Genomic DNA, 25,483 nt, shown 5'->3' on the forward strand with positions numbered 1-25,483 from the left:
TACGGCGACCCGCTGTAACTGGCGGGGACGAAAAATCGGCGCGATTGCTCTGCAAAACCTGATCGGGCTGCCGCCGCTGACGATTGCGGGTGCCGCGGCGATGACCTTTGGTGCGGCCTATGTCCGCGGGCTTACCGGCTTCGGCATGGCGATCATCCTTGTGCCGCTGCTCGGCCTGATCATCCCGCCGGGCGAGGCGGTGGTGATGGGCATCCTGCTGCAATTGCTGATCGGGCCGGTGGGGATCGGGCATATCGTCGCCGACGCCGACCGCTCGACCGCCGTACCGATCGGGCTGGCCGCGATGGCGACGACGCCGGTCGGCATGTTCGTGCTCGATATGACCCCCGCCGACATCGCGCGGCTGCTGATCACCGCAGCGGCCGTCGTCGCATTCATCGCGGTGCTGCTGCCGAAGAAGCCCGAGGGACATCGCCCGGGCCGGCTGGCGGTTGCCGGGACCGGGATCGCGTCGGGGATCCTTACCGGCTTCGCTGCGATGCCGGGGCCGCCGGTCGTGCCCTTCTATCTCCGCCGCCGCGTCGACCCGAAGGTCGCGCGGGCGTCGATGCTGATGATCTTTTTCATGACCGCCATCGCCGGTACGCTCGCCGCGCTGTGGGTCGGCATCGCGACCTGGCGGCTGTTCCTGCTGTCGGTCATTCTTTTTCCGCCGATGTGGCTCGGCAATTATGTCGGCGCGCGCCATTTCGGCCGCGTGCCGCCGCATGTCTGGCAGGCGATGGTCGCTGTCGTCCTCGGCATCGCTGCGGTGTCGGCAGTGGTGCGCCTGCTGAACTAGAGGCTGCGCAGCGCCTGCGCGGGCTTGGCCGAGAGCAGCGGCCAGCTTCCCGCAATCCCGATCAGGAACGACAGCCCCGCGCCGCCGATTAGCGTCGCACCGACGATCAGCGGGTCGGGCGCAAAGCTGAAATCGAAGAGCTGGGTCACGACATACCACGCCCCCGCAAGTCCCAGCCCGAGCGCGAGCAGCGCAAGGATCGACGCGAGCACCGCATATTCGAGGCCCTGCGCGCCCAGTATCTGGCCCCTCGTAGCGCCAAGCAGCTTCAGGATGACGCTGTCATAGACGCGCCGTTCGCGGCTCGCGGCGATCGCACCGATCAGCACCGCAATCCCGGCGAGGATCGCGATGCTCGCCGCCGCGGCGATCGCCTGGCTCATCTGGGTGAGCAAAGTGGTGACCTGCGACACGACGTCGCGCACCTGGATCAGCGAGGCCGAGGGGAAGGCGCGCGGAATGCTGCGCGCGAGGTCGGTCTCGGCCTTCGGGCCGACCGCGACGGTCGCGACCATATTGTGCGGCGCCGCGTCGAAGGTTCCCGGCGAGAAGACGAGCACATAGTTGAGCCCGAAATTGTCCCATTCGACGGTGCGGAAGGATGCGACCTTTGCCTGCACCTCGACCCCCAGCACATTGACCGACAGCGTGTCGCCGAGCTTGAGGCCCAGCGACGTCGCCACTTCCTGCTCGACGCTGACCAGCGACGGGCCCTTGTAATCGCTGGACCACCACGTGCCGCCGACCAGTTCGCTGCCGTTGGGCAGCGCCGGGCTGTACGTCAGCCCGCGGTCGCCGCGCAGCACCCACGCGCCCTCGGGCAGCTCGGCGAGTTCGTCGACGCGCTGGCCGCGAAATTCGGTGACGCTGCCGCGCAGCGCCGGGATCATGTTGATCTGTGCTTGCCGGTCGGCTCCGGTCACCAGCGCGCGGAAACGTTCAACGCCGTCGCGCGGCACATCGAGCACGAAGAAACTCGGCGCCCGCTGCGGCACGGTGCGCGCGATTTCGGCGGTGATGCTCGTCTGGATCGCGGCGAGCGTCACGAACAGCGTCAGCCCGAGCCCGAGCGCGACGACGAGCGCGCCGGTCGCAGCGCCAGGCCGATGGAGGTTGGCGAGCGCGAGGCGGAGCAAGGGGCGGCGCGGACGCGGCACCCGGCTCGCAGTACGGCGCACGAACCAGCCGAGCCCGACCAGGACGATGAGCAGGCCGACCGCCGCGGCGATGAAGCCCAAGGCGAACAGCGGCTCGCGCGCCGTCGCCACCGCCAGCGTCACGATCGCGGCAAAGGCCGCAGCCACCGCCACCAAAGTCCGCCGGTCGATCCGCCCGGCGCTGTCGACCGTCGCGCGGTACAGACCCGCGGCGGGCACATGCCGCGTCGCCGACAGCGGCGGCAGCGCAAAGGCGACGGCGATCAGCAGTCCATAGGCGGCGCTGACCGCCAGCGGCAGCGGATAGAGCGCAAAGCCCGGCCGCACTGGCAGCACGTCGCCGGCGATCCAGCCGATTGCCGACGGCATCAGCGCGCCGACCGCCAGCCCGAGGACGATCGATATCGCCGCGACGGCAAGGATTTGCAGGCCATAGATGCGCGCGACCGTGCCGCTGTCGGCGCCGAGCACCTTCAGCGTTGCGAGCCCCGGCCGCTTGCCCGCGAGATAGCTCGCGACGCCGTTGCCGACCCCGATCCCGGCGATGACGAGCGCGGCGAGCCCGACGAGCGACAGGAACTGCCCCATCCGCTCGATGAAGCGCCGCGTCCCCGGCGCGCCGTTGCTGCGATCGGTGACGTCCCAGCCCGCATCGGGGAATTCGGCGGTCAGCCGTTTCCCGACCGCTTCGGGGTTGGCGTCACCGGGCAGGCGGACGCGATATTTGCTTTCGTAGAGGCTGCCGGGCTGGATGAGCTGCGTCGCCGGCAGGTCGGCCAGCCCGATGATCGCCACCGGGCCGAGCGTGAAGCCTTCGCCGAGCCGGTCGGGCTCCTCGGCGATCACGCCGTCGATCAGGAACGGTTTTTCGCCGAACTTTACCCGGTCGCCGACCTTGAGGTCGAGGCGCGACGAAAGGTCTTTGCCGATCCAGATGCCGCCCGGCGGCGGCGGGCCGCGCCGCGCGCCGCTGTCGAGGCGCATCGTGCCGTAAAGCGGATAGGCGCCGTCGACCGCCTTCAGTTCGGACAGCAGCGCGTCGCCGTCGGGATCGTTCGCCATCGCGCGCAGCCGTACCGTCGCCGATGCGGCGCCGGTGCGGCGGAAGGCCGCCATTTCGGCTGCGGTGGCCTGCCGCTGCGGCAGGCTGAACTCGATGTCGCCGCCAAGGATCGTCTGGCCGCGCACCTCGAGTTCGGAGGTGATGCCGCGCGTCAGGCTGCCGATTGCCGCGAGCGTCGCGACGCCGAGGAACAGGCAGACGGCGAGCAGGCGCAGGCCGCGGATGCGCGTCGCAAGGTCGCGTCGGGCAATGCGCCAGAGGGTGGCGAGGGGCAGCACCTAGGCAGCCCGCTCTTCGATCCTGCCGTCGTGCATCACGACGACGCGGTCGCAATGTTCGGCGAGTTCGGGGTCGTGGGTGATGATCAGTAGCGTCGCGCCGAGCGCGGCCCGCCGTGCGAAGATCAGGTCGATGATCGACTGCCCCGTCGCGGTGTCGAGATTGCCCGTCGGCTCGTCGGCAAAGATGATCGCGGGCGAACTCGCCATCGCGCGCGCGATGGCGACGCGCTGCTGCTCGCCGCCCGACAGCTGGGCGGGATAGTGCGTCAGCCGGTGGCCGAGCCCGACCGCCTCGAGTTCGGCGGCGGCGCGTCCGAACGGATCTTCGATGCCTGCGAGTTCGAGCGGCACCGCGACATTTTCGAGCGCGGTCATCGTCGGCAGCAGGTGAAAGGCCTGCAGGACGATGCCGATCCGCCCGCGCCGCGCGCGCGCCAGACCATCCTCGTCCATCGTCGCGAAATCGAGACCCGCGACCCTGACCGTCCCGCCGCCCGCGCGTTCGAGGCCGGCAAGGACTGCCATCAGCGAGCTTTTGCCCGATCCCGACGGGCCGAGCAGCGCCACTGACGTGCCGGCCGCGACCTCCAAGTCGACACCGCGCAATATTTCGACGGGGGCCTTGTCGCTCCCCAAAGTCAGCGTCACATTATGGGCGGCGATCGCCATATCGGGCGATGGTCGAGTGTCGGGCAAGGAAGGACCCTTTGGAAATGCGAACGGCCGGATGGCGCTCTTACGCTCTATATGGTTGCGCGATTTTGCTTTGCCAACCACTCGCCGCCTGCGGACCCGCTGAAAAGCCGGCGGCGTCGACGAACGAAGCGGCCGCGGCGAAGGCGGCGCCCGCAATCCCCGCCGACGCGCCGCTGGTCATCGCCTTCGGCGACAGCCTCTACGCGGGTTACCAACTCGGCCCGCGGGAAGGTCTTGCGCCGCAATTGCAGGCGGCGCTCGCCGAGGACGGCGTGGTGGTGCGGGTGCAGAACGCCGGCGTTTCGGGCGATACCACCGCAGCGGGGCGGCAGCGGCTGACCTATGTGCTCGACAATGCGAAGACGAAACCGGCGCTCGTTCTTCTCGGGCTTGGCGGCAACGACATGCTGCGCGGTATCGGTCCCGACCAGACGCGCGCCAATCTCGATGCGATGCTTGCCGAACTCAAGAAGCGCGAGATTCCGGTGCTGCTGACGGGGATGGTCGCGGCGCCCAATCTCGGCAGTGATTATGCGGCGAAGTTCAATCCCATCTATCCCGAACTTGCCGCGAAATATGACGCGAGCTTCTATCCCTTCATTCTCGACAATGTCGTGGGCAAGAAGGAGTTGATGCTCGGCGACAATATCCATCCGAACGCAAAGGGCGTGACGGTCGTCGTCGATGGCCTTGCGCCGCTGGTCGAGGATGCGCTGCCCGACGCGAAATAATCCCGTCATTGCGAGCGGAGCGAAGCAATCTCCAGCTAACGGCCGAAATGGACACGGGCTGGAGATTGCTTCGTCGCTACGCTCCTCGCAATGACGATTAGCCCAGCAGCTTCGCTGCCCGCGCGCGCCAGGTGGTCGCCAGCACTTCCATCGCGGCAAGCAGGCGGAGCGCCTCGGGCTCGCGCTTCCCCGCGCCGCCGATCAGCAGCGCGAAGACGCGCTCGACACTCCATCCGGGCAGCGGCCGCTCGACCAGTTCCAGCGCGTCGCCCGCCGCGACGGCGCCTTCTTCGATCACCCGGTAATACCAGCCGCTCCGCCGCGTCGTGACCACTGTCGCCGGCACCGTTGCCACCCCGAAGCGGTGGCCCAGCTTCCAGCAGGGCTGCCGTCCCTGGCTGATCTCGACGAGCGCAGTGCCGAGCCGGTAGCGGTCGCCGATACACGCCTCGGTCTCGATCAGGCCCTGGGTAGAGATATTCTCACCGAACGCGCCCGGCGCGGCGAGCAGGACATGGTCGCCAAGCTCGCCCGACCACCAGCCGTAATGATCGCGCGGATAATGGTGGATCGCCTTGTCGACCCCGCCATGCACCGTCAGGTCGGCCTGTTCGTCGCCGTCGATCCCGAGCAAGCCGACGTGCAACGCCCCGCGGACCGGGGTCTTTGCGATCGCGCTCGCTTCCTCGCCGCGAAAGGTGCGCGCCTTGCCGGTCAGCACCGCATCGATCGCATAACTCATGCCGCGGCACCCCGCGGCCCGAACAGGATGATCGCCGCGCCGCCAAGACAGATGACGGCACCGATCAGGTCCCACCGATCGGGCCTCGCGCCTTCGACCGCCCACAGCCACAGGAGCGCGGAGACGATATAGACGCCGCCATAAGCGGCATAGGTGCGCCCCGCATGGTCGGAATCGACGAGCGTCAGCAGCCACGCGAACAGCGCGAGCGAGGCCATGCCCGGTACGATCCACCACACCGATTTGTCGAGCCGCAGCCACGCCCAGAAGGCGAAGCATCCGGCGATTTCGGCAAGCGCCGCTCCGATATAGGCCAATGCGGTCATGCGGGCACCGTGGCGGCGGCGGGGCGGAAAGAAAAGTGGTTTGTGCGTGATCCGCCATTCTCGTCCGGGATGGGAAAATGTCTCGAAGCGGCCGGGAGCAGACATGTCCTTCTTCGTCACCCCGGACTTGATCCGGGGTCCATGACTTCAGCGCCGCAGTGGATCCCGGATCAAGTCCGGGATGACGAAAATGGGTGGAGCTATGTCAGCTCTCACCCCAATGCCGTCATACCGTAAAAAGACGGGGTCGCGATCGTGCCCTGATCGCGGCCCCGGTTCTGGCGAGCCCCGCAGCGGGGTGCGCCGTCATCTCTGGATCGAACTGACCTGGATTGCCCGGTCGCGCGCGGCGCCCGCGATCGCCAACTCGGCCTGCGCCGAAGCTAGCACCCGGGTATCCTTGCGGCACTGCCGCACGTCGTTCTTGCCTTCGATATCGAAATCGGACGCGGTGCCGCAGACGGTCGCGACGGCGTGGCGGATGCGGTGCTGGAGCGTGCGGGCGCCGGCCTCGGTCCGCAGGTCGAGGTCGCTATGCTGAACGACCACCGTCGGGTTTGCGGGCGCGGGCCGCGCGAAGGCGGGCTGGCCGAACGAAGCGGTGGCCAGCGTGGCGAGGATCAGAAGCTTTTTCATCTCATGTCTCCATCGGCCGGCTGAAGGGGAGGGGAGGAAGCCGGTGGAGCAGAGATAATCGGTACGCGGCGCCGAAAGGAGCAACGATGTTGCGCGACCATTCTGCAAAATTGCAGAATGAGGCGAAGGCGATTATGGCGCACAAGGCGTCATGTACGATTGGAACGACCTCAAAGCCTTTCTTGCGGTGGCCGAAACGGGCAGCACGCTGTCCGCCGCGCAGGCGCTGCGCGTCAGCCAGACGACCGTCGCCCGGCGCATCGCCGCGCTCGAAGAAGCGACCGGGCTGAGCCTGTTCGAAAGGCGTCAGGCCGGCTACGCGCTAACACCGGTGGGCGAGGCGATGCTGGCGAGCGCGCTGGCCGTCAGGGAAGCCGCCGACCGCTTCGGCGAAGCGGCGCGCGCGCGTTCGCGCGATGCGGGCGGAACGGTCAGCGTGACGACGATGGAGATTTTCGCGGTAACCGTGCTGCCGCCGATCCTCCGCGACCTGCGTGCCGCGCATCCCGAAATCCACATCCATCTCGACACGGCGGACGAGCCGCGCGACCTTGCCGCCGGCGCCGCCGACATCGCGATCCGCAGCAGCAAGCAACCCGCCGGCGCCGGGCTCGTCGGGCGGCGCATCGCCGACAATCCGTGGACGCTCTATTGCAGCCGCGACTATGCCGACCGTCACGGCATCCCGCACACCCGCGCCGAACTCGCCACCCACCCGTTCATCGGCGGTGGCGGCGGGGTCTGGGAACCCTATCAGGCCTGGCTGCGGCAGTACGGGCTCGAAGCGTCGGTGGTCATGCAATATGACAGCGGCACCGGCCTGCTCGCCGGGGTCCGTTCGGGGATGGGGCTTACTATCCTGCCCGCCTTCCTCGCTGACCGCGAACCCGACCTCATCCGCTGCCTGCCGCCCAAGAGCGAAGATACGACAGGCCTTTGGCTGCTGACGCACGAACGGTTGCGTCATGTTCCGCGCGTGCGGATGGTGCTCGATTTCCTCGCTGCGGCGCTGACGAAACTGGGGCGGGGGTAGGTGCTGACCCTACCGCGTCCGGCGCTACGGCCTCACCGCAGCCTTGCGCATCCCAGCGCCGCCGCGTCGATCGCGGTCGCGGCGCCGCGCAGGCGATAGGTATCGGCGATCGCGCCGCCGTTCGGCGTGCTGCTTTCGACGCTCATGCTCGGCGCCGACCGCATCGCGGCGATGATCGCGGCGTCCATCCGCGCGTCGCTCGCCCAGCCGTGCGCGCCGTTGCCGGTCAGGATGAAACGGCGGTTGCCGACCGTCAGCCGCAATTCGCGCTGAGGATTGCGGGCTTTCGACAGGCGGACATAGAATTGTCCGCGGATGCGCGATTTCGGCCAGTAACCGACGCTGGCATAGGCTTTGACCTGCGGCGTGCCGATCGTCGCGGCGGGGGCGGCGATCGCATAGCATCGCGGCGCTGCGGGATCGCGGAAGGCCCCCCAGCCGTCGAAAATGCCGAGCGCGGTGCGGGCGGCCGCGGGGGGCGCCGCCGCGATGCCGAAAAGCAGGGGGGCAAGGAGAAGGAGCGCGCGCCGCATCGGCCCTCGTTTGCGCGAAAGTGGATGCTTTGCAAGCATGGCTTGCCTAGAGCCACGCGTGCGTTAAGGAAGGTGGACATTTTCAGGGGCCGGGAATCGGGGCTGCGAATCGCCTCCGATGCTTGTCCCCTCGGGAAATCTCCCGCGAAACAAGGGATGGCGGAGTTAGAATGAAAGCGACGATCGAACGCGCAGTGTTGTTGAAGAGCCTCGGCCACGTCCAGTCGGTGGTCGAACGGCGCAATACCATCCCCATCCTCTCGAACGTCCTCATCGAAGCCGATGCGTCGGGACAGCTCAAACTGATGGCGACCGACCTCGACCTGCAAGTCGTCGAAACCATCGCGGCGAAGGTCGAAACCCCGGGCACCACGACGGTGTCGGCGCACACCCTGTTCGAAATCGCCCGCAAACTGCCCGAAGGCACCGAGGTTAGCCTCGCCGCCGCCGAGGGCAAGATGCAGGTCAAGGCCGGCCGGTCGAACTTCAACCTGCCGACGCTGCCGCGCGACGATTTCCCGGTGATCGCCGAAGGCGACCTGCCGACCAATTTCGAACTGCCGGTTGCCGAGCTGATCCAGATCATCGACAAGACGCGCTTCGCGATCTCGACCGAGGAAACGCGCTATTATCTCAACGGCATCTTCCTGCATGTCGCAGAGGATGCATCGGGTCCGGTGCTGAAGGCTGCGGCGACCGACGGCCACCGTCTTGCCCGCTACACGGTGACGCGCCCCGACGGCGCCTCGTCGATGCCCGACGTCATCGTGCCGCGTAAATGCGTCGGCGAGATCCGCAAGCTGCTCGACGAGGCCGAGGGCAATGTCGAGATCAGCCTGTCGGCGAGCAAGATCCGCTTCCAGCTCGGCAACGCCGTGCTCACCTCGAAGCTGATCGACGGGACCTTCCCCGATTACAGCCGAGTCATCCCGACCGCGAACGACAAGCTCCTGAAAGTCGATCCCAAGAGCCTGTTCCAAGGCGTCGACCGCGTCTCGACGATCGCCAGCGAAAAGACCCGCGCGGTCAAGGTCGGGCTCGACAAGGATCGCATCACGCTCAGCGTCACCAGCCCCGAAAACGGCACCGCGGCCGAAGAACTCGCCGCAGCTTACGACAGCGATGCGATGGAGATCGGTTTCAACGCCCGTTATCTCAGCGATATCCTCGGGCAGGTCGATGGCGACAATGTCGAACTCCACCTCGCCGACGCCAACGCCCCGACGTTGATCCGCGAGAGCGAGAAGAGCCCGGCACTTTATGTGCTGATGCCGATGCGGGTGTAACGTTGAATCGGAAAGCTGGAAGTTGAGTGACAATGTATCGGGCCGTTTGGTCAATATTGTCACCCCAAGAACCGCGACGATGCTATTTGTTATATTCGTTACGTTTTTCGGGCTGTTTCTATTTTTCGTTTTCTATGAATCTTGGGCTAGGGCGATCTGGGCCCTTAGCGAAGTCGCGCCGGCTTTGATTGGCATAGCGGCATTGTTTGGATGGATAGTCTGGGCGGAATTTACCCACGTTGTTCAATGGGATGAAGAAGCGATATATTTTCGCCCGCAATGCGAACCGTGGGAGCTTCCTCGACGCCCGATTGCAAGAATGAAATTCGAAGACATGCTCAAGATTGGCGCGCCTCAAAGCAGGAATTTCGGCGGTAGTTCGAGGTATCAGCCGGGCGCGGTCATCGAAATATCCGGCTTATCGGATCCGCCAAACAAATATGACAATGCTATCCAAGTGCGGTTTGATAATTTTAAAAGAGACTCAATCTTGGACTTGATGAGGCAAATTTACCGCAAAAGGCCGGAGTTGGTTCCTCCGGGCTGGGTTAGGCAAATAGCAGTTTAGGATGTCGTCCTAACTCGCGAGCCTGATTCAAATCCATTTACCCCGCTTTCGCTACCCGCCAGATCGTGTTGCCCGCGTCGTCGGCAACCAGTGCGCTGCCGTCCTTCGCGACCTTCACATCGGCTGGGCGACCGCGCGTCGTCTTGCCATCCTTGGCCAGGAACTGGTCGAGCAGCGTGACGGGGAGCGCATTGACCGGCTTGCCGTTGGCGCCGAACTTGACGAACACGACGTCATAGCCCGCAACGGGTTCGCGGTTCCACGATCCGTGCCGGGCGATCAGCGCACCGTTCGTCCAGCGCTCGCCAAGGTCGAGACCGGTGGAGAAGGTGAAGCCGAGCGGCGCGGTGTGGGCGCCGAGGCCGTAATCGGGGCGCTTGACATATTGCCGGCGGTCCTCGGCCTCGGGCTCGACGCGCGGGTCGATGAAGCCGCCCCAATAATACCAGGGCCAGCCATAGAAATCGCCCTCGGTGACGTCGGTCAGATAATCGGGAACGAGGTCGCTGCCCAGCATGTCGCGTTCGTTGACGACGGTCCACAGCCGGTCGCTGCCCGGGTAGAAGGCGACGCCGACGGGGTTGCGGATGCCCGCGGCAAAGGTGCGCATATATTTGTTTTCGGGGCGCACCTCGAGGATGCTGGCGCGGCGGAATTCGCGGTTCATCCCCGCTTCGCCGATATTGCTGTCGGCGCCGACGCCAATATAGAGCCAGCCGTTGGGGGCAGCGGCAAGGCTTTTGGTCCAGTGGCGGTTGGTGCCCTTGGCGGGCAGGTCGACGAGCTTTTCGCCCTTGCCGCTCATCTTCGTCTCGCCCTCGACATAGGGAAAGGCGAGCAGCGCGTCGGTGTTCGCGACATAGAGCGTCTTGCCGACCAGCGCCATGCCATAAGGAGAATTAAGTCCGCTGATATAGGCGGTCTTCACCTCGGCCTTGCCGTCGCCGTCGGCGTCGCGGAGCAGGGTGATGCGGTTCGCCGATTGGCCGCCGGCGCCGGCCTTGCCCATCAGCGCGCCCATGATCTTGCCCTCGACCCCCGAGGTGTCGCGCGGCGGGCTCTGCGATTCCGCGACGAGCACGTCGCCGTTGGGCAGCACGAGCATGTTGCGCGGATGATCGAGCCCTTCGGCGAAGCGCGTCACCGCCAGCCCCGCGGCGGCGCGCGGCGCCTGCCCGGTGGGCCAGCTCGTCGCTTCGGGCACGTTCATCGTCGGGAAGCTCTCGGTCTTCTGCGATGCCATCACCGGTACCCGGCCGCTGAGCTCCGCGGTCGAGAAGCGCGCAACATCGGGGCGCGACATGATGTACAGGGTGATCCCGCCGACGATCACGAGGACCAGCAGGGCGAGGGCGGCATATTTCAGGATCTTGCGCATGGCCCATGTCTACACGGGCGAAGCGCGGCGGCAAAGGTCGAAACGCGGCTCGTCCGCACGGTACAAAGGTTAACGCCGCGGCCGCTGGGATTAACCTTACCCGCCTGTTCATCACGGTTGGGAACGGGGCAGTGATCGCCCCGCGCTAGGAGAAAGGCGTGACGCAACCGACCGGGAACCCGATGCAACTGCCAGCCCCATTTCTTGCCGACCGCGCCGCGGTCGACGATGCCCATGCGCTGATCGCCCAGCATGGCGAGGAAGCGGGCTATGCGGCAGCGGCGCGCGCCGAGCAATATCGCGTGCTCGGCAACCACATCCATTTCGCGCGCTGGCGCCAGATCGAACGGCTCATCACCTATTTGTCAGTCGAGGATGTGCTCGACACGGTGCACTGAGGGTTGATCATCATCGTCACCCCGGCGCAGGCCGGGGTCTCGACCTAACGTGATAACGCACCGGCGAGATCCCGGCCTGCGCCGGGATGACGAACAAAATTAAAGCCGCAGGCCCGCCGTTTCGGGCAACCCCGCCATGATGTTGAGGTTCTGGACGCAGGCGCCGCTGGCGCCCTTGCCGAGATTGTCGAGCCGCGCGACGAGGCGCGCCTGGCTGCCGCCCGAATTGCCGAACACGAACAATTCGATCCGGTCGTCACCGCCCTGCGACCCGCGCAGCAACATCTCGCCGTCCGCAGGTGTGCTGCCCATCGCGACGACGGGGCTGGCGGCGTAAAATTCCGCGAGCGTAGCGCGCAGCGCATCGGGCGTCGCTGCGCCGGGCATTGCGGCGAGGGGCAGAGGCACTTCGACGACCATTCCGCGATGCGCCGCGATGACCGCGGGCGAAAAGAGCGGCGCGATCGACAGTCCGCAGTTCGACTGCATTTCGGGCACATGTTTGTGGCCGAGGGCGAGGGCATAGCCGCGCCAGGCAATGTCTGTGTCCTGCTCGAAGCGTTCGATCAACGCCTTGCCGCCGCCCGAATAGCCGCTGACCGCGTTGCAACTATAGGGCCAGTCGGCAGGGAGCAGGCCGGCACGCACCAGCGGCGCGACCAGCGCGATGAAGCCAGTCGAATAGCAGCCGGGATTGCTGACACGCGCCGCTGCGGCGACAGCCTCGTGCCCGCTGACTTCGGGAAAGCCATAGACCCAGCCGGGCGCGACGCGATGCGCGGTCGACGCGTCGATGACGCGCGTCGTGTTGTTTTCGATCATTGCGACGGATTCGCGCGCTGCCTCGTCGGGCAGGCAGAGGATGACGAAATCGGCACCGTTCAGCGCTTCGCGCCGTGCCGACACATCTTTGCGGCGCGCGTCGTCGAGCGTGATCAGCGAAAACTCGCTGCGCCCGGCCAGCCGCTCGGCGATTTCCAGGCCCGTCGTTCCCGCCGCGCCGTCGATGAAGACTGTCTGTGTCATGATTTTACCGCAATCGTTTATGGCCGGAGACCGGCACATCATTCCCTTTCGCCGCCGAACGCGCGATGACGTCGGCCAGCGGTTCGCTGTTCACCGCCATCCATCGTCGGCTGGCGTGGATGATGTTGGCGTCGTCGGCCATGATCCCGACATGGCCGGGAAAGAAGACGAGGTCGCCGCGCGCCAGCGCTGCGGGGTCGACATCCTTGTCCGGGCCCAGCGATGCGAGTTGCAGGTCGCTGTCGCGCGGCAACTGGACACCCGCCATGCTCCATGCGAGCTGGACGAGCCCCGAGCAGTCGATGCCCTTTGCGGTGCGGCCGCCCCAGACATAAGGGGTGCCGGTGAGCGCTTCGGCGACCGCCGCCGGGTCATCGTCCCGGGCGTCGACGTCGACCAGCGCCGCAAGCGGCAGGAAACCGTGCGATGTGGCGAGCCATTCGCCCTCGGCTTCGCCCATGACGAGCGCACCGCGCGGCAGGATCGCCGAGCCGCCGGCCGCGGCGTCGGGGGCGCTGTGCAGGATCGCCTCGGCGGCATGGACGCGGTGGGTCGGCGCGATCGGCACGCCGAGCGCATCGGCGGCGAGATAGCCGACATAATGATCGGCGAGGCTGTAACCCCACGCCCAGCCGCCGGTGAGGTCGAGCAGCGCAAAGCCCTCGCCGAACAGCAATTCGCTCGTCTGTTCGGCGTCGAGCGAGGGGGCGGCGCGCATCGTCGCGGCGGGTAGCACGCCGCTGCGCATCATCGGCGCGGCATAGTGCGGCGCGAAATGCTGTCCGGCGACGGCGATATCGGCCAGATCGGGACGGATTGCGACGACGCGCGGATCGAACGCCTGCGACGTGCCGGTCAGGCCGAAGCGGTCACGCCCGGCGCCGACGACGCCGGGGCGTCCCATGCGCACGCGGTTCGCCGCTATACTGTCGCCATTCTTCGCTGTCACATGCCGTCCTGTAGAAGTCGTCGCCCGCCCGCGGCGGACAATCGCGGCGCATTAGACCAGCAGGCCCGCCTTTATCAAGACGCTTCGCCCACCGGGCCGCGCTGGCTGCGGCGGTCGTAGCGCGCCTGCAACATCGCCCATGCTGCACGCAGTCCGAGCGCGGCGCCGCCCTTCGGCCGGCCGGGTTTCGCTGAGGGCCGCCAGGCGAAGGTGTCGAAATGCGCCCAGGCGGTATTGTCGGGGATGAAGCGCTTGAGAAAGAGCGCCGCGGTGATGGTCCCGGCGAAAGCCGAACTCCCGGCATTGCCGATATCGGCGATGTCGGTTTCGAGGAGGTCGGCATAACCGTCCCACAGCGGCATCCGCCACAGCGGATCGTCGCGTTCGCTGCCGCCTTTCAGCAAATCGTCGGCGAGACTGTCGTCGTTGGCGAACAGCGCAGGCAGGTCGGGGCCCAGTGCGACGCGCGCGGCGCCGGTCAGCGTTGCGAAATCGAGGATCAGTTCGGGCTTGTCCTCACCCGCCTTGGCGAGCGCGTCGCCGAGGACGAGCCGCCCCTCGGCATCGGTGTTGCCGATCTCGACCGTCAGCCCAAGCCGGCTCTTGAGGACGTCGCCGGGGCGAAAAGCGTCGGCGGAAATCGCGTTCTCCGCCGCGGCGACGAGGCAGTGCAGACGCACCGGCAGCCCCGCTGCCATCACCAGTTCGGCGAGCGCGAGCACATGCGCGGCACCGCCCATATCCTTCTTCATCAGCCGCATGCCCGCCGACGGCTTGATGTCCAGCCCGCCGCTGTCGAAGCTGATCCCCTTGCCGACCAGCGCGACGCGCGGATGATCTTCCTTGCCCCAGACGATCTCGATCAGCCGCGGCGCGTGGTGCTTCGCCGCTGCACGCCCGACCGCGTGGATCATCGGATAGCCCTGCTCGAGCGCTTCGCCCTTCGTGACGCTGAGCTTGCCGCCATGCGCCTTGGCAATCCGTTCGGCCGCCTTCTCGATGCTCGCCGGACCCATGTCGGCGGCAGGCGTGTTGACGAGGTCGCGGACGAGCGCGGTTGCGCGCGCCTCGGCGACCATCGGCGCGATCGCGCCGACATCGTTGGTCAGCAGCACGCGGGCGCCCTTGGTCTCGACCTTCTTGCGATAGGCATCGAAGCGATATTGCGCGCTCATCCAGCCGAACAGCGCCTTGCCCGGCTGCCGCCCTTCGACGCGATAACGTCCTTCGGGTAATATCTGACCCAGCTTGGCGAGGCACCAGGCCGAGAGGTTTTCGACGTCGGCGACGGTCGTCACCACACCCCAGCGTTCGGGATCGTCGCCGGGCAGGATCGCGTGGACGAAGGCGTCGGGCTTGAACCCGACGGCGGCAAGGTGCGCGCGCTCGCGCGCGCTGCGGTCCTTCAGCCAGCCGTCATAGCCTTTCTTGTCGACGAGGTGGATGGCGCGGGCGTCCTGCCCCTGGTCGGGCTGGATCATGTCGGAATAGTCGATCATGCCAGCGTGCTAGGCCTGCAAGGAAACTTTGTCGATTCCCGGCGTTGTTCGGGGATGACGAACCTTCGACACTATCCTTCCGCTGCGCTGCTCCTGTCGGGCGCGCTGATCCTGACCGCCTGTTCGGAGAAGCCCGATACGCCCGCCGAAAAGGCGGCCGCCGCCGCCGTCCCCGGCGCACCGCCGGGCGGGCCGGCCGATGTCGCGGCGAAAAATGCGCCGGCATCCGACGTCAAGGAGAAGAACGATCTTGTCGAGTTTGCTTATAGCTATCCCGCCGAAGCGGCGCAGATTTCCGGGCTTGCGGCATGGCTCGACAATGACCGGGCAACGCAGCGCGATGCGCTGGTAAGCGCTGCGCGCCGCGATCAGGAGGCCGCGAAGAAGGAGGGCTTTCCCTATTATGCGCACAGCCACCTCCAGAAATGGCAGCGGATAACCAGCACGCCGCGCTTCCTCAGCCTATCGGCGGAGATCGAGACCTATATGGGCGGCGCGCATGGCATGCAGACCTTCGACACGCTGGTCTGGGACCGCAATCGCGCGAAGCGGCTCAAGCCGCTCGACATGTTCGCCAGCGGCGAGGCGTTCGACAAGGCGGTGAACGACGACCTGTGCGCGGCGATCGAACGCGCGAAGAAGGCGCGAGGCGCCGAATGGGTCCGCGACGGCAGCCCCTTCGGCAAATGCCCGTCCGCCTCGGCGCAGACGATATGGCTCGGCTCGTCCGACGGCCGCTATCTCGACCGGCTGACGATCGCGATCGCCCCCTATGAGATCGGCGCCTATGCCGAGGGCAGCTACAAGATCAACCTGCCGATGTCGCAGGCGATCGTGCACGCGGTGAAGCCCGAATATGCCCGCGATTTCCTGCCGACGAAATGAAGGAGGCGTAGCGATGGCGAAGCAGCCCAAGGCCGGTAAGGTCGGCGAGACGCCCAAGGAGAAGAAGGGCAAGGCGCGTGCTGCCGCGAAGCTGCGCAAAGCGGTGGGGCCCGCCAAATCGATCGCGAAGCCGCCGTCGGACCGCGAGGCCGACCTCGACCGCGCGCCGAAATGGCAGCCGCGCTATCCGGGATCGGGCCGCCTCGACGGCAAGGTCGCGATCGTCACCGGCGGCGACAGCGGCATCGGCCGCGCGGTGTGCGCGCTGTTCGCGCGCGAGGGCGCCGACATCGCGCTCGTCTATCACAGCAACAAGGACGACGCCGCCGATACGGTAGCGATCGTCGAGAGCGAAGGGCGCCGTGCGATCGCGATCAAGGCCGATGTCGGCAAACCCGATGCTGGCGAACGGATCGTTGCGCGTACCGTCGAAAAGTTCGGCCGGCTCGATGTCATCGTCAACAACGCCGGCGAGCAGCATCCCGCCGCCGATATCCGCGACATCAGCGCCGAGCAGTTGCAGCGCACCTTCGCCACCAACATCTTCGGCATGTTCTATCTGGTGCAGGCGGCGCTGCCGCACCTCGGCAAGGGCGCGGCGATCGTCAATTGCACCAGCGTCACCATGTATCAGGGGTCTGAGAGCCTGCTCGATTACAGCGCCACCAAGGGCGCGATCACTGCCTTCACCCGTTCGCTCAGCGAAAATCTGGTGGGCAAAGGCATTCGCGTCAACGCGGTCGCGCCGGGGCCGATCTGGACCCCGCTCAACCCGCGTGGCGGCGCGCCTGCGAAGAAGGTCGAGAGTTTCGGCGAAAGCACGCCGATGAAACGCCCCGGCGAACCCAATGAGGTTGCGCCGGCCTTCCTGTTCCTCGCCTGCGACGACAGCAGCTATATGTCGGGTCAGGTGCTGCATCCCAACGGCGGCACGATCGTTAATGGATAGAGGGCGTTAACGGATTGCGGGGGCGGACAGGAGCATTGTCATGCCAGCCAAATCGAAAGCGCAGCAGAAGGCGGCCGGCGCTGCGCTAAGTGCGAAACGCGGCGATACGCCCAAATCGAAGCTCAAGGGCGCGTCGAAACAGATGGTCGACAGCATGACCGAAAAGCAGCTCGAGGATTTTGCGAAAGGATCGACCAAGGGCAAGCCCGAACACGTCGATTAGCGGAAGACTGGATTATCGCGCCAAAATCCGTCATCTTTCCTGCGGGCCATCAGCAGGGGACGGGTGATGGGTTATTTCCGGCACAGCGGTTTCGTGATTTTTGCGGCGGTGGCGTTGGGCGGCTGCAGCTTTCAGGCGGCGCTCGACAAGCTGGTGACGCCCGAGCGGCAGAAGGAGCTCGTCGCGATCGCCGAGGGCTTCTGCACCGATCCCGCCGGCGCGAAGTCGCTGCTGCATCCCGAGATTGCCAATTCGACGATCGAGGCCGCACCGGCGCTGCCGCGCGAATGCCCCGAGGGCAAGGCGACGTGGCAGCTTGCGTCTTACAACTGGAAAACCAACGCCACCCCGGGACTCAAGGAGCGACAGGAAGAGGTGGTGGTGGTCGGCGCCAGTCCCGGCAAATGGACGACGGTTTCGCTGCGATTTTACGCCCAGAATGACGGGCCGATGCAGGTCACCGAATGGAATGTCCTCGGCAGCAAGACCAAGCCGCCCGCGCTCGAATTCATCGACCAATATGAAGCGGGGGCGCGGACGATGCGGATCGCCTTGCCCGTCCTGCTCCTGATCATCGGCGGGCTTGTCTTCTGGCTGGTCCGGCGGCACCGCGCCAAGAAGCGCGGCGCCTGACCGTCATTCCGCCGCTTCGAGGGCCGGCACTGCGGCGCTGGGTGCCACCTCGCCTGCCCGGCTGAACGCGAGCACGCCGTCGGCGATCGCGCCGCTGCGCATATCGATGCGATCCTGCACATAATTCTGGCTGAGCCGCCACGGCAGGGCGTCGGCATTCTTCGGCATGATGTGCAGCGAGCGCTGGATATAACCCGACGAGAAGTCGAAGATATTCTCCTCGTTCAGCGTCGACGGGTCGGCGAGCACCGGCGTTGCCGCGTCGGTGCCGGTCGCCTGCATATGATTGAGCACGCGGCAGACATATTCGGCGACGATGTCGGCGCGCAGCGTCCACGATGCATTCAGATATCCGAACACCGCCGAAAAATTCGGGACGTTCGAGAACATGCACGCCTTGTAATAGAAATGCTCGCTCCAATCGACCGGGTCGCCGTCGACGCGGACGGGAATCTTGCCGGCGACGGCGAGCTTGAGCCCGGTCGCGGTGACGATGATGTCGGCATCGAGATGCTTGCCCGACTTGAGCTGGACGCCGGTGGCGTCGAAGCGTTCGATATGGTCGGTGACCACTGACGCCTTGTCCGCCTTCATCGCCTCGAAGAAATCGGCGTCGGGGACGAGGCAGAGCCGCTGTTCCCACGGGTTATAGGGCGGGGTGAAGGCGGTCGCGTCGTAACGGTCGCCGAGCGCGGCCTTCAGCTTCTTGGTCAGGAAATCCTTGACCTTTTGGGGCTTCTCGCGGGCGCGCCGGAAACTGATGTCCTGCAGCTTCACATTCTTGAAGCGCGTGATCCGGTAGGCGAGTTCTTCGGGCAGCACCTTGCGCAGGAAGTTCGCAAGCCCGTCCTTCGCGGGGCGGATGAAGTACCAGGTCGGCGTCCGCTGGAGCATCGTCACATGCGCTGCCTTGTCGGTCATCGCGGGAACGATCGTTACCGCGGTTGCGCCCGATCCGATCACGACGATCTTCTTGTCGGCGTAGTCGAGATCCTTCGGCCAGAATTGCGGATGCAATATCTGTCCCTGGAAATCCTCGCGTCCCGTGAATTGCGCGTCGAACGGCTCGTCATAGTCGTAATAGCCCGAGCCCAGATAGAGCCAGCGCGCGGTTGTCGTCGTGATCGCGCCCTTGTCGTCCTCCATCGTCACGGTCCAGCGGGCCGCGGCGCTGTCCCAGTCGGCACCGACGACCTTTTTGTTGAAGCGGATGCGCTCGCGGATGTGGCGTTCGTCGACGATGCGGTTCAGATATTCGAGGATCGCGGGGCCGTCGGCGATCGTCTTTTCATGCTTCCACGGTTCGAAGACGAAACCGAGCGTGTGCATGTCGCTGTCCGACCGGATGCCCGGATAGCGGAACAGGTCCCACGTACCGCCAAGGTCGGCGCGGCGCTCGACGAGCGCGAAGCTGCGGTCCGGGCTGTGTTGCTGGAGATGCACCGCCATGCCGATGCCCGAAATTCCCGCTCCGACGATCAGCACGTCCTGATCGACCGGTGCAGCCTTCGTCCCCGCGGGACGTTCCATCGTCGCCGTGCCTGCCATCATCCTGTCTCCCGACTATGTTTGAAGGGGAGATTACGCGCCGCGTTTCATTTTGCAATCGAATTGACAGGGGTGAAAGTAGGGGGGGTAGGGGGTGTGAAGCCTCCTTGTCGCTGTCACATTATTGTCATAGGGGCGTAACGCTTTTGTCACCTGGGCGTCCCGCGCCTTGAATCTTCGCCCGAATCTTTGGAAAGGATCGAGCATATGCGCCAGATTGCCGTCCTTCCCTATCGATTCGGCGGCCCCGCGCAGGACGGACCGACCGAAATCCTGCTGATTACGTCGCGCGAGACGAAGCGCTGGGTGGTGCCGAAGGGCAATCCGCTGACCGGAATGGAACGCCATGCCGCCGCGGCGATCGAGGCCGAGGAGGAAGCGGGCGTGATCGGCGCCGTCTGTCCGACGCCGATCGGCAGTTATGAATATCGCAAGCGCCGGGCGAATGGCGCATCGATCATGTACAACGTCGAAGTTTTTCCGCTCGCCGTGACCAACGAGCTCGACGACTGGAAGGAAATGGACGAACGCGACCGCAAATGGTTCTCGTTCCGCGATGCCGCGTCGGCGGTCGAGGAACCCGATTTGCAGGCGCTGATCCGCTCGTTCGGCGACGGCGGTTTTCGTGCCGTCGCCCAGCCGCGCGGGGTCGTCCAGAATGTAGCCGACAAAACAGGGGTAAGCTGGATGTTCGCTTGGTTTCAGCGTTTGCTGCCGCGACAGGGAAATTTCTTCGAATTGTTCGAAAGCCACGCTGCGACGCTGGTCGCCGGGGCGAACGCCTTGTCGCGGATGTTGCAGGGCGGCGAGGGCATGGCCGACCATGTTCAGGAAATCGTCGAGCGCGAGCATGACGCCGACGCGATCACCCGCGAAGTGCTGCAGACCGTTCGCCGCACCTTCCTCACCCCCTTCGACCGCAGCGCGATCACCGATCTGATCGCGTCGATGGATGATGCGATCGACGAGATGCAGAAGACCGCGGGCGCCGTCGACCTCTATGACGTCACCGAATTCGAACCCGAAATGCGCGACATCGGCGGCATCATCGTCGACGCCGCGCGCCTGACTGCCGAGGCGCTGCCGCTGCTGCGCAACATTTCGGCCAATGCCGTGCGCCTTCACGAACTGACCGAACGGCTGGTGCGGATGGAAGGCCATGCCGACGAAATCCACGCCGCGGGCCTCAAGCGCCTGTTCAAGGAACATGGGCAGTCGAACAGCGTCCGCTTTCTGATCGGGCGCGAACTCTACCGTCATCTCGAACGCGTCACCGACAGTTTCGAGGATGTCGCGAACGAGATCGACGGTCTAGTTATCGACCACGCGTGATGTTTATGGCGCCGTACCAGCCCGCTCTCCCACCCAGCCTCCCAACAGCGTATCCTGAAATGGGAGGCTGGGCGGGAGAGCGGGCTGGTACGGCGCGTTCCGGCATAGCCGGAAACAAAGACTGACCATGCACGAACTCGCTTTCCCGCTCCTCGTCGGCCTTGTCATCCTCGCGCTGGCGTTCGATTTCCTCAACGGGCTGCACGATGCCGCGAACAGCATCGCGACGGTCGTCGCGACCCGGCTGTTGCGGCCGGTGCAGGCGGTGCTATTTGCGGCCTTTTTCAACTTTGCCGCCTATTTCCTGTCGATCATTTTCCCCGAGCTGCACAAGGTCGCCGAGACGATCGGCAAGGGGATTATCGACAAGGATCTGGTGACCCCGGCGGTGGTGTTCGGGGCGCTCGTCGGGGCGATGTTCTGGAATGTCGTGACCTGGCTCAAAGGCATTCCCTCGTCGTCGAGCCACGCGCTGGTCGGCGGCATCGTCGGCGCCGGCGTCGCGCACGCCGGGTTCGAAGGGATCGAGTGGACCGGGCTCAACAAGACGGTCGTGGCGATTTTCCTGTCGCCCCTGCTCGGCATGCTGCTCGCGATGCTGGTGATGCTGGTCAGCAGCTGGGCGCTGCGCCGCGCGACCGCCAGCTTTGCCGAGAAGACCTTTCGCCATCTCCACCTCCTGTCGTCGGCCGCCTATTCGATCAGCCATGGTCTCAACGATGCGCAGAAGACGATGGGGATCATCACCGTCCTCCTCTATTCGACCGGCTATCTCGGCGGCGAATTCCATGTCCCGCACTGGGTCGCGTTCAGCTGCTATATCGCGATCGCGCTCGGCACATTGTCGGGCGGGTGGAAGATCATCGAAACGATGGGTGGCCGGATCACCAAGCTGTCGCATCATCAGGGCTTTGCCGCCTCGACCGGCGGGTCGATCATGGTCTTCACCGCCAGCCTGCTCGGCATTCCTGTATCGACGACGCACACGATCACCGGCAGCATCATCGGCGCCGGTGTCGCGCGCCGCGCCAGTGCGGTGCGCTGGGGCGTTGCAGGCAATGTCGTCGCGGCGTGGTTCATCACCATCCCGGCAAGCGCGATCGTCGCCGCGATCTTCTACGCGATCACCCGCCTGTTCTGATCTCATCAGGGGGTTGCGTTCGGATGAGAACGTAATAGGAACATTCCGCTGAAAAAGCGGAGTGCAGGCGATGACGAGCGATTTCGATTTCGAGTTCGGCAACTGGCGGGTGAAGCATCGCCGCCTGAAAGCGCGGCTGGTCGGCTGCGACGAATGGGACGAGTTCGAGGGGAGCTGCGAGACGCGGCCGATCCTCGGCGGCCATGGCAATGTCGAGGATAATGTCATCCACCTTCCGGGCGGCACCTATCGCGCCATCGCGCTCCGCTCCTACGATCCGGCGCATGATAGCTGGGCGATCTGGTGGCTCGACGCGCGCAGCCCGCACGCGCTCGACGTCCCGGTCGTCGGCAGTTTCAGGGACGGCGTCGGCCATTTCCATGCCGACGATAGTCACGACGGGCAGCCGGTCCGGCTGCGCTTCATCTGGAGCCGCACCGACACCGCGTCGCCGCGCTGGGAGCAGGCGATGTCGGTCGACGGCGGCGAGACGTGGGAGCTCAACTGGACGATGGATTTCGAGCGGGCCTAGCGTCCTGATCTATTTACCGGGTCGATAATCGACACTCGCGCCGCCGACCATGCGCACCGGCAGGTAGAGGCCGTTGCCATAGGCGGTGATCTCGCCGGTCTCGAAGCTGTCGATGCGGGTGCGGATGACGAAGGCGCCTTCGCGCCGCTGGTCGATCGCGCGCCGGATCTTGCCCTGTAATTCCGCAAGGTCGCGGGTGAAATTCTGCGTCAGCGCGTCGGCGATCAGCGGTGCGAAGCCTTCGCTTTCCGCGATGCCGAGTAACAGGTCGCCTTTCAGCCCGTCGGTATCGCCATCGACTTTCAGGTCGATGAAGCTCACTTCCGCCGAACCGGGCGCGTTCACCGGCCGCGCGGTGACCCAGACGCGGCCGCGGGTCGGCTCGCGCTTTGCGCCTTGGACCAGCGCCTCGAGGTCGATCCCGACGGCGATCCGGTTGTCGGGCGCGCCATAGGTGGTCACCTTGCCGAACTTCGCCATCACGGGGCCAATTGCAGGCAGGACGAAGGGTCGCGCCGAACGCTTGACGAGAGCGCGGTGGATCACCGGCTCAAGCTGGGCATAGTCGGCGAGCACCGGCACCCGGACGTCGAAATGCGGTTTGGGCGTTTCGCGTACCAATCGTGGCAGCGGGGTCGGCACAGGATCGCGCGGACGGCCCGACACAAAGGTCTCGGTGATCGCCTCCAGCCCGAGGTTGAGCCGCATCTGCTGGCCGTCGAGGCGGTAGCCGCCATAGAGGATGCGCTGCGGCGTCACGCGCATCCACACCGGCGGGTTTTCGCGGTTGAGTTCGAGCGTGGTGAAGCTTTGCCGCCAGACCTCGGCCGCCTGCTTGCGAATGTCGATCTTCGCGATCTCGCGGTTCACCTCGCGCTCGACGTCGCGGACGACGGGTTTCAGCTTGGCGTCGGCCTCATCGGTGAAGGTGATCCGCCGCCCGAGGAAATCGATCCCCGGCGCGTTGGTCCAGCCATAGCTGATCCGCGCCTTGCCCTGCGTGCGCCAGTCGGGGGTCAGCTCGATCTTCACCCGCGCATGCGCCATCGCGGCGCCGGTCGCGGTCTCGCCCTTCAGCACGCCGCCGACATCGCGCGCGCTGATCGTGGCATGGATCGGCACATCGACGACGATCTCGCTGCCTTCACCGCGCAGCCGCAGCGGCCCGCGCGTCACCTGACCGACGATCGTGCAGGCGATCGGCGGGGTGACCTTGACCTTCTTGCCGAAGACCTTGACCCGCTGCGGCTTGACGCACGCGCGTTCGCGCTGGTTGATCGTCCACAATGTCTTCGGCACCGCGCGTTCGAGCGCGGTTTTCAGCGACGCGGTGCTGGCGTTGATCGGCACCGCGATGAGCGATGTCTGGGTGGGCGAGGGCGCCTCGTCGGTCGCGCGCGGCGGCGGCTCGACCTCGGTCTTGCGCTCGCAGGCGGCGAGAGATGCGGTGAGCAGCAATGCGACGGTCGTCAGTCGGATTAGACGCATATGGTGCCCCTGATGCGGTCTCTATCGCCTATAACATCGGAAGGTGCAAAGCTGTTCCATCGGTATGGAAGAGGGAAATAACTACTTTCGGCCGTTTGCGGACACTAGCCCGATAACCGTCGCCCCCGCGAAGGCGGGCGCCGCTATCGGCCTAGCGCAAGGTTGCCAGCGGCCCCCGCCTTCGCGGGGGCGACGGATTGGGAACGGCAGCTCACCACCCCAAAACCGCAGGCCCTGCTTTACAGCGCCGCTTTACGCCACGACCCCGAACAGGTCGTGCTCGTCGGCGTCCTCGATCTCGACATCGACGATATCGCCGGCCTTCAGCGTCGCGGCGACGTCGCGGAGGTAGACATGACCATCGATTTCGGGGGCGTCGGCCTGTGAGCGGCCCGTTGCGCCGATGCTGCCGTCTTCATCCGCCTCGCCGACCTCGTCGATGATGACGGGCAAGGTGCGGCCGATCTTGGCTTCGAGCTTGGCGGCGCTGATCGCGGCGGTCTTGGCCATGATCCGCTGATAACGCTCTTCCTTGACCTCTTCGGGTACCGGATTGTCGAGCGCATTGGCCTGCGCCCCCGCCACGGGTTCGAAGCGGAAGGCGCCGACGCGGTCGAGCTGCGCTTCGTCGAGCCAGTCGAGGAGATACTGGAAATCCGCCTCGGTCTCGCCGGGGAAGCCGACGACGAAGCTCGAGCGGATCGAAATTTCGGGGGCGATCGCGCGCCAGCTCTTCAGTCGTTCGAGCACCTTCGCTTCGTTCGCGGGGCGCTTCATGCGCTTGAGCACGCTCGGGGCCGCGTGCTGGAAGGGGATGTCGAGATAAGGCGTCAACAGCCCCTCGGCCATCAGCGGAATGACCGCGTCGACGTGCGGATAGGGATAGACATAGTGGAGGCGCACCCACGGGGCGCGGCCTTCGCTGGTCTTGAGCTGGCCGAGTTCGCGCGCGAGGTCGGTCATATGCGCGCGCACTTCGCGGCCGTGCCACTGACGCGGGTCGTGCTTGATGTCGACGCCGTAAGCCGAGGTGTCCTGGCTGATCACCAGCAGTTCCTTGGTGCCCGCGGCGACGAGCTTTTCGGCCTCGCGCAGCACCGCGTCGATGCGGCGGCTGACGAGTTTACCGCGGAGGTCCGGGATGATGCAGAAGGAGCAGCTATGGTTGCAGCCTTCGGAAATCTTCAGATAGCTGTAGTGACGCGGGGTCAGCTTCAGCCCACCCTCGGGGACAAGATCGATGAACGGTCCCTGCGTCGGCGGCGCGGCGTCGTGGACGGCGTCGACGACCTGCTCGTACTGATGTGCACCGGTGACCGCGAGGACGTTGGGGAAACGCGCGCGGATGACCTCGGCCTCGTTGCCCATGCAGCCGGTGACGATGACGCGGCCGTTTTCGGCCATCGCTTCGCCGATCGCCTCGAGGCTTTCTTCCTTCGCCGAATCGAGGAAGCCGCAGGTGTTGACGAGCACGACGTCGGCGCCCGCATAGTCGGGCGACAGGCCATAGCCGTCGGCGCGCAGTTTGGTCAGAATCCGTTCGCTGTCGACGAGCGCCTTCGGGCAGCCGAGCGACACCATGCCGACTTTCGGCTGGGCGGGAAGAGTCTTGGTTGTCATGATTGGCCGCGCCTTTAATCGATTTTGC

26 protein-coding genes are annotated in these 25,483 nt (G+C 65.8%); 13 read left to right on the forward strand and 13 right to left on the reverse strand.

What is annotated here, in order from left to right:
- Positions 1 to 100 precede the first annotated feature (100 nt).
- Positions 101 to 802: a sulfite exporter TauE/SafE family protein gene (locus V6U71_RS04440; protein ID WP_054588630.1), complete on the forward strand. Its 702-nt coding sequence runs from the start codon at positions 101 to 103 to the stop codon at positions 800 to 802.
- Here the strand turns inward: V6U71_RS04440 and V6U71_RS04445 are convergent.
- Together V6U71_RS04445 and V6U71_RS04450 are read right to left on the reverse strand one after the other, a co-directional pair.
- On the reverse strand, positions 799 to 3,300 hold the full coding sequence (locus V6U71_RS04445; protein ID WP_411341120.1) for an ABC transporter permease: 2,502 nt from the start codon (positions 3,298 to 3,300) through the stop codon (positions 799 to 801). The two genes, V6U71_RS04440 and V6U71_RS04445, sit on opposite strands and share 4 nt — an antisense overlap.
- The gene (locus V6U71_RS04450) at positions 3,301 to 3,972 is read right to left on the reverse strand and encodes an ABC transporter ATP-binding protein (RefSeq protein WP_411341121.1); all 672 of its coding nucleotides are present in this window, start codon (positions 3,970 to 3,972) and stop codon (positions 3,301 to 3,303) included.
- 44 nt (positions 3,973 to 4,016) lie between these two features.
- On the opposite strand from V6U71_RS04450, the gene V6U71_RS04455 reads away from it, so the two are divergent.
- Positions 4,017 to 4,730 (forward strand): arylesterase, encoded by a 714-nt coding sequence (locus V6U71_RS04455; RefSeq protein ID WP_411341122.1) that lies wholly within the window; start codon positions 4,017 to 4,019, stop codon positions 4,728 to 4,730.
- Between the two features lie 97 nt (positions 4,731 to 4,827).
- On the opposite strand, the gene V6U71_RS04460 is transcribed toward V6U71_RS04455, so the two are convergent.
- The 3 genes from V6U71_RS04460 to V6U71_RS04470 form a co-directional block, all read right to left on the reverse strand.
- Complete coding sequence (locus tag V6U71_RS04460) at positions 4,828 to 5,472, reverse strand: MOSC domain-containing protein (protein WP_411341123.1); 645 nt, start codon at positions 5,470 to 5,472, stop codon at positions 4,828 to 4,830.
- Complete coding sequence (locus V6U71_RS04465) at positions 5,469 to 5,798, reverse strand: YnfA family protein (protein ID WP_411341124.1); 330 nt, start codon at positions 5,796 to 5,798, stop codon at positions 5,469 to 5,471. The genes V6U71_RS04460 and V6U71_RS04465 overlap by 4 nt, the downstream gene beginning before the upstream one ends.
- Before the next feature lie 306 nt (positions 5,799 to 6,104).
- Positions 6,105 to 6,434, reverse strand: a complete 330-nt coding sequence (locus V6U71_RS04470; protein ID WP_411341125.1) for a UrcA family protein — start codon at positions 6,432 to 6,434, stop codon at positions 6,105 to 6,107.
- 151 nt (positions 6,435 to 6,585) lie between these two features.
- Between V6U71_RS04470 and V6U71_RS04475 the strand changes: the two genes are divergently transcribed.
- Positions 6,586 to 7,467, forward strand: a complete 882-nt coding sequence (locus V6U71_RS04475) for a LysR family transcriptional regulator (protein ID WP_411341126.1) — start codon at positions 6,586 to 6,588, stop codon at positions 7,465 to 7,467.
- 32 nt (positions 7,468 to 7,499) lie between these two features.
- Here V6U71_RS04475 and V6U71_RS04480 read toward each other — a convergent pair whose 3' ends face one another.
- The gene (locus tag V6U71_RS04480) at positions 7,500 to 8,000 is read right to left on the reverse strand and encodes a hypothetical protein (protein WP_411341127.1); all 501 of its coding nucleotides are present in this window, start codon (positions 7,998 to 8,000) and stop codon (positions 7,500 to 7,502) included.
- Positions 8,001 to 8,170: 170 nt separating this feature from the next.
- Between V6U71_RS04480 and dnaN the strand changes: the two genes are divergently transcribed.
- Both dnaN and V6U71_RS04490 read left to right on the forward strand, forming a co-directional pair.
- A complete protein-coding gene (dnaN, locus tag V6U71_RS04485) occupies positions 8,171 to 9,286 on the forward strand; it encodes a DNA polymerase III subunit beta (RefSeq protein WP_054725211.1) in 1,116 nt (371 codons plus the stop codon).
- A gap of 22 nt (positions 9,287 to 9,308) precedes the next feature.
- Positions 9,309 to 9,854, forward strand: coding sequence for a hypothetical protein (locus V6U71_RS04490; protein WP_411341128.1), 546 nt, complete (start codon positions 9,309 to 9,311; stop codon positions 9,852 to 9,854).
- A 37-nt stretch (positions 9,855 to 9,891) separates the two neighbouring features.
- Here the strand turns inward: V6U71_RS04490 and V6U71_RS04495 are convergent, their stop codons facing one another.
- A complete protein-coding gene (locus V6U71_RS04495) occupies positions 9,892 to 11,232 on the reverse strand; it encodes a PQQ-dependent sugar dehydrogenase (protein WP_411341129.1) in 1,341 nt (446 codons plus the stop codon).
- A 182-nt stretch (positions 11,233 to 11,414) separates the two neighbouring features.
- Here V6U71_RS04495 and V6U71_RS04500 point away from each other — a divergent pair, with 182 nt between their 5' ends.
- Positions 11,415 to 11,630: a hypothetical protein gene (locus tag V6U71_RS04500; RefSeq protein ID WP_082396223.1), complete on the forward strand. Its 216-nt coding sequence runs from the start codon at positions 11,415 to 11,417 to the stop codon at positions 11,628 to 11,630.
- 99 nt (positions 11,631 to 11,729) lie between these two features.
- Here V6U71_RS04500 and argC read toward each other — a convergent pair whose 3' ends face one another.
- From argC to V6U71_RS04515, 3 genes are all read right to left on the reverse strand, one after another.
- Positions 11,730 to 12,656 carry an N-acetyl-gamma-glutamyl-phosphate reductase gene (gene argC, locus V6U71_RS04505; RefSeq protein WP_411341130.1) on the reverse strand — a complete coding sequence of 309 codons (927 nt, stop codon included), beginning with the start codon at positions 12,654 to 12,656 and terminating at the stop codon, positions 11,730 to 11,732.
- A gap of 4 nt (positions 12,657 to 12,660) precedes the next feature.
- Entirely contained in the window at positions 12,661 to 13,605 is a 945-nt protein-coding gene (locus V6U71_RS04510) for a C40 family peptidase (protein ID WP_411341131.1), read from the reverse strand.
- Between the two features lie 74 nt (positions 13,606 to 13,679).
- Positions 13,680 to 15,104 carry a leucyl aminopeptidase family protein gene (locus V6U71_RS04515; RefSeq protein WP_411341132.1) on the reverse strand — a complete coding sequence of 475 codons (1,425 nt, stop codon included), beginning with the start codon at positions 15,102 to 15,104 and terminating at the stop codon, positions 13,680 to 13,682.
- A 54-nt stretch (positions 15,105 to 15,158) separates the two neighbouring features.
- Here V6U71_RS04515 and V6U71_RS04520 point away from each other — a divergent pair, with 54 nt between their 5' ends.
- The 4 genes from V6U71_RS04520 to V6U71_RS04535 all read left to right on the forward strand — a co-directional run bounded on the left by V6U71_RS04520 (position 15,159) and on the right by V6U71_RS04535 (position 17,794).
- Positions 15,159 to 15,989 carry a DUF4163 domain-containing protein gene (locus V6U71_RS04520; RefSeq protein ID WP_411341133.1) on the forward strand — a complete coding sequence of 277 codons (831 nt, stop codon included), beginning with the start codon at positions 15,159 to 15,161 and terminating at the stop codon, positions 15,987 to 15,989.
- A 13-nt stretch (positions 15,990 to 16,002) separates the two neighbouring features.
- Positions 16,003 to 16,938: an SDR family oxidoreductase gene (locus V6U71_RS04525; RefSeq protein WP_411341134.1), complete on the forward strand. Its 936-nt coding sequence runs from the start codon at positions 16,003 to 16,005 to the stop codon at positions 16,936 to 16,938.
- 40 nt (positions 16,939 to 16,978) lie between these two features.
- The gene (locus V6U71_RS04530) at positions 16,979 to 17,161 is read left to right on the forward strand and encodes a DUF3008 family protein (RefSeq protein WP_037556545.1); all 183 of its coding nucleotides are present in this window, start codon (positions 16,979 to 16,981) and stop codon (positions 17,159 to 17,161) included.
- Positions 17,162 to 17,227: 66 nt separating this feature from the next.
- A complete protein-coding gene (locus V6U71_RS04535) occupies positions 17,228 to 17,794 on the forward strand; it encodes a hypothetical protein (protein ID WP_411341135.1) in 567 nt (188 codons plus the stop codon).
- Positions 17,795 to 17,797: 3 nt separating this feature from the next.
- On the opposite strand, the gene V6U71_RS04540 is transcribed toward V6U71_RS04535, so the two are convergent.
- Complete coding sequence (locus tag V6U71_RS04540; protein WP_411341136.1) at positions 17,798 to 19,342, reverse strand: flavin-containing monooxygenase; 1,545 nt, start codon at positions 19,340 to 19,342, stop codon at positions 17,798 to 17,800.
- 207 nt (positions 19,343 to 19,549) lie between these two features.
- Between V6U71_RS04540 and V6U71_RS04545 the strand changes: the two genes are divergently transcribed.
- From V6U71_RS04545 to V6U71_RS04555, 3 genes are all read left to right on the forward strand, one after another.
- Complete coding sequence (locus tag V6U71_RS04545; protein WP_411341137.1) at positions 19,550 to 20,674, forward strand: DUF47 family protein; 1,125 nt, start codon at positions 19,550 to 19,552, stop codon at positions 20,672 to 20,674.
- A gap of 127 nt (positions 20,675 to 20,801) precedes the next feature.
- Complete coding sequence (locus tag V6U71_RS04550) at positions 20,802 to 21,815, forward strand: inorganic phosphate transporter (RefSeq protein WP_054588609.1); 1,014 nt, start codon at positions 20,802 to 20,804, stop codon at positions 21,813 to 21,815.
- 70 nt (positions 21,816 to 21,885) lie between these two features.
- Positions 21,886 to 22,347 (forward strand): DUF1579 domain-containing protein, encoded by a 462-nt coding sequence (locus tag V6U71_RS04555; RefSeq protein ID WP_411341138.1) that lies wholly within the window; start codon positions 21,886 to 21,888, stop codon positions 22,345 to 22,347.
- A gap of 9 nt (positions 22,348 to 22,356) precedes the next feature.
- Here V6U71_RS04555 and V6U71_RS04560 read toward each other — a convergent pair whose 3' ends face one another.
- On the reverse strand, positions 22,357 to 23,835 hold the full coding sequence (locus V6U71_RS04560; protein ID WP_411341139.1) for a DUF4403 family protein: 1,479 nt from the start codon (positions 23,833 to 23,835) through the stop codon (positions 22,357 to 22,359).
- A gap of 252 nt (positions 23,836 to 24,087) precedes the next feature.
- The gene (gene rimO, locus V6U71_RS04565; protein WP_411341140.1) at positions 24,088 to 25,455 is read right to left on the reverse strand and encodes a 30S ribosomal protein S12 methylthiotransferase RimO; all 1,368 of its coding nucleotides are present in this window, start codon (positions 25,453 to 25,455) and stop codon (positions 24,088 to 24,090) included.
- Between the last annotated feature and the right edge of the window lie 28 nt (positions 25,456 to 25,483).

Origin of the sequence: Sphingopyxis sp. J-6 (assembly GCF_046603995.1) — a bacterium.
GTDB lineage: Bacteria > Pseudomonadota > Alphaproteobacteria > Sphingomonadales > Sphingomonadaceae > Sphingopyxis.

What these genes read in the sequence shown, in the direction of transcription:
- V6U71_RS04440 (WP_054588630.1), top strand. Translation starts at nt 101, where the DNA reads ATGACCTTTGGTGCGGCCTATGTCCGCGGGCTTACCGGCTTCGGCATG.
- V6U71_RS04450 (WP_411341121.1), bottom strand. Translation starts at nt 3,972, where the DNA reads ATGGCGATCGCCGCCCATAATGTGACGCTGACTTTGGGGAGCGACAAG.
- V6U71_RS04455 (WP_411341122.1), top strand. Translation starts at nt 4,017, where the DNA reads ATGCGAACGGCCGGATGGCGCTCTTACGCTCTATATGGTTGCGCGATT.
- V6U71_RS04460 (WP_411341123.1), bottom strand. Translation starts at nt 5,472, where the DNA reads ATGAGTTATGCGATCGATGCGGTGCTGACCGGCAAGGCGCGCACCTTT.
- V6U71_RS04465 (WP_411341124.1), bottom strand. Translation starts at nt 5,798, where the DNA reads ATGACCGCATTGGCCTATATCGGAGCGGCGCTTGCCGAAATCGCCGGA.
- V6U71_RS04470 (WP_411341125.1), bottom strand. Translation starts at nt 6,434, where the DNA reads ATGAAAAAGCTTCTGATCCTCGCCACGCTGGCCACCGCTTCGTTCGGC.
- V6U71_RS04475 (WP_411341126.1), top strand. Translation starts at nt 6,586, where the DNA reads ATGTACGATTGGAACGACCTCAAAGCCTTTCTTGCGGTGGCCGAAACG.
- V6U71_RS04480 (WP_411341127.1), bottom strand. Translation starts at nt 8,000, where the DNA reads ATGCGGCGCGCGCTCCTTCTCCTTGCCCCCCTGCTTTTCGGCATCGCG.
- dnaN (WP_054725211.1), top strand. Translation starts at nt 8,171, where the DNA reads ATGAAAGCGACGATCGAACGCGCAGTGTTGTTGAAGAGCCTCGGCCAC.
- V6U71_RS04495 (WP_411341129.1), bottom strand. Translation starts at nt 11,232, where the DNA reads ATGCGCAAGATCCTGAAATATGCCGCCCTCGCCCTGCTGGTCCTCGTG.
- V6U71_RS04500 (WP_082396223.1), top strand. Translation starts at nt 11,415, where the DNA reads ATGCAACTGCCAGCCCCATTTCTTGCCGACCGCGCCGCGGTCGACGAT.
- argC (WP_411341130.1), bottom strand. Translation starts at nt 12,656, where the DNA reads ATGACACAGACAGTCTTCATCGACGGCGCGGCGGGAACGACGGGCCTG.
- V6U71_RS04515 (WP_411341132.1), bottom strand. Translation starts at nt 15,104, where the DNA reads ATGATCGACTATTCCGACATGATCCAGCCCGACCAGGGGCAGGACGCC.
- V6U71_RS04520 (WP_411341133.1), top strand. Translation starts at nt 15,159, where the DNA reads ATGACGAACCTTCGACACTATCCTTCCGCTGCGCTGCTCCTGTCGGGC.
- V6U71_RS04525 (WP_411341134.1), top strand. Translation starts at nt 16,003, where the DNA reads ATGGCGAAGCAGCCCAAGGCCGGTAAGGTCGGCGAGACGCCCAAGGAG.
- V6U71_RS04530 (WP_037556545.1), top strand. Translation starts at nt 16,979, where the DNA reads ATGCCAGCCAAATCGAAAGCGCAGCAGAAGGCGGCCGGCGCTGCGCTA.
- V6U71_RS04535 (WP_411341135.1), top strand. Translation starts at nt 17,228, where the DNA reads ATGGGTTATTTCCGGCACAGCGGTTTCGTGATTTTTGCGGCGGTGGCG.
- V6U71_RS04540 (WP_411341136.1), bottom strand. Translation starts at nt 19,342, where the DNA reads ATGGCAGGCACGGCGACGATGGAACGTCCCGCGGGGACGAAGGCTGCA.
- V6U71_RS04545 (WP_411341137.1), top strand. Translation starts at nt 19,550, where the DNA reads ATGCGCCAGATTGCCGTCCTTCCCTATCGATTCGGCGGCCCCGCGCAG.
- V6U71_RS04550 (WP_054588609.1), top strand. Translation starts at nt 20,802, where the DNA reads ATGCACGAACTCGCTTTCCCGCTCCTCGTCGGCCTTGTCATCCTCGCG.
- V6U71_RS04555 (WP_411341138.1), top strand. Translation starts at nt 21,886, where the DNA reads ATGACGAGCGATTTCGATTTCGAGTTCGGCAACTGGCGGGTGAAGCAT.
- V6U71_RS04560 (WP_411341139.1), bottom strand. Translation starts at nt 23,835, where the DNA reads ATGCGTCTAATCCGACTGACGACCGTCGCATTGCTGCTCACCGCATCT.
- rimO (WP_411341140.1), bottom strand. Translation starts at nt 25,455, where the DNA reads ATGACAACCAAGACTCTTCCCGCCCAGCCGAAAGTCGGCATGGTGTCG.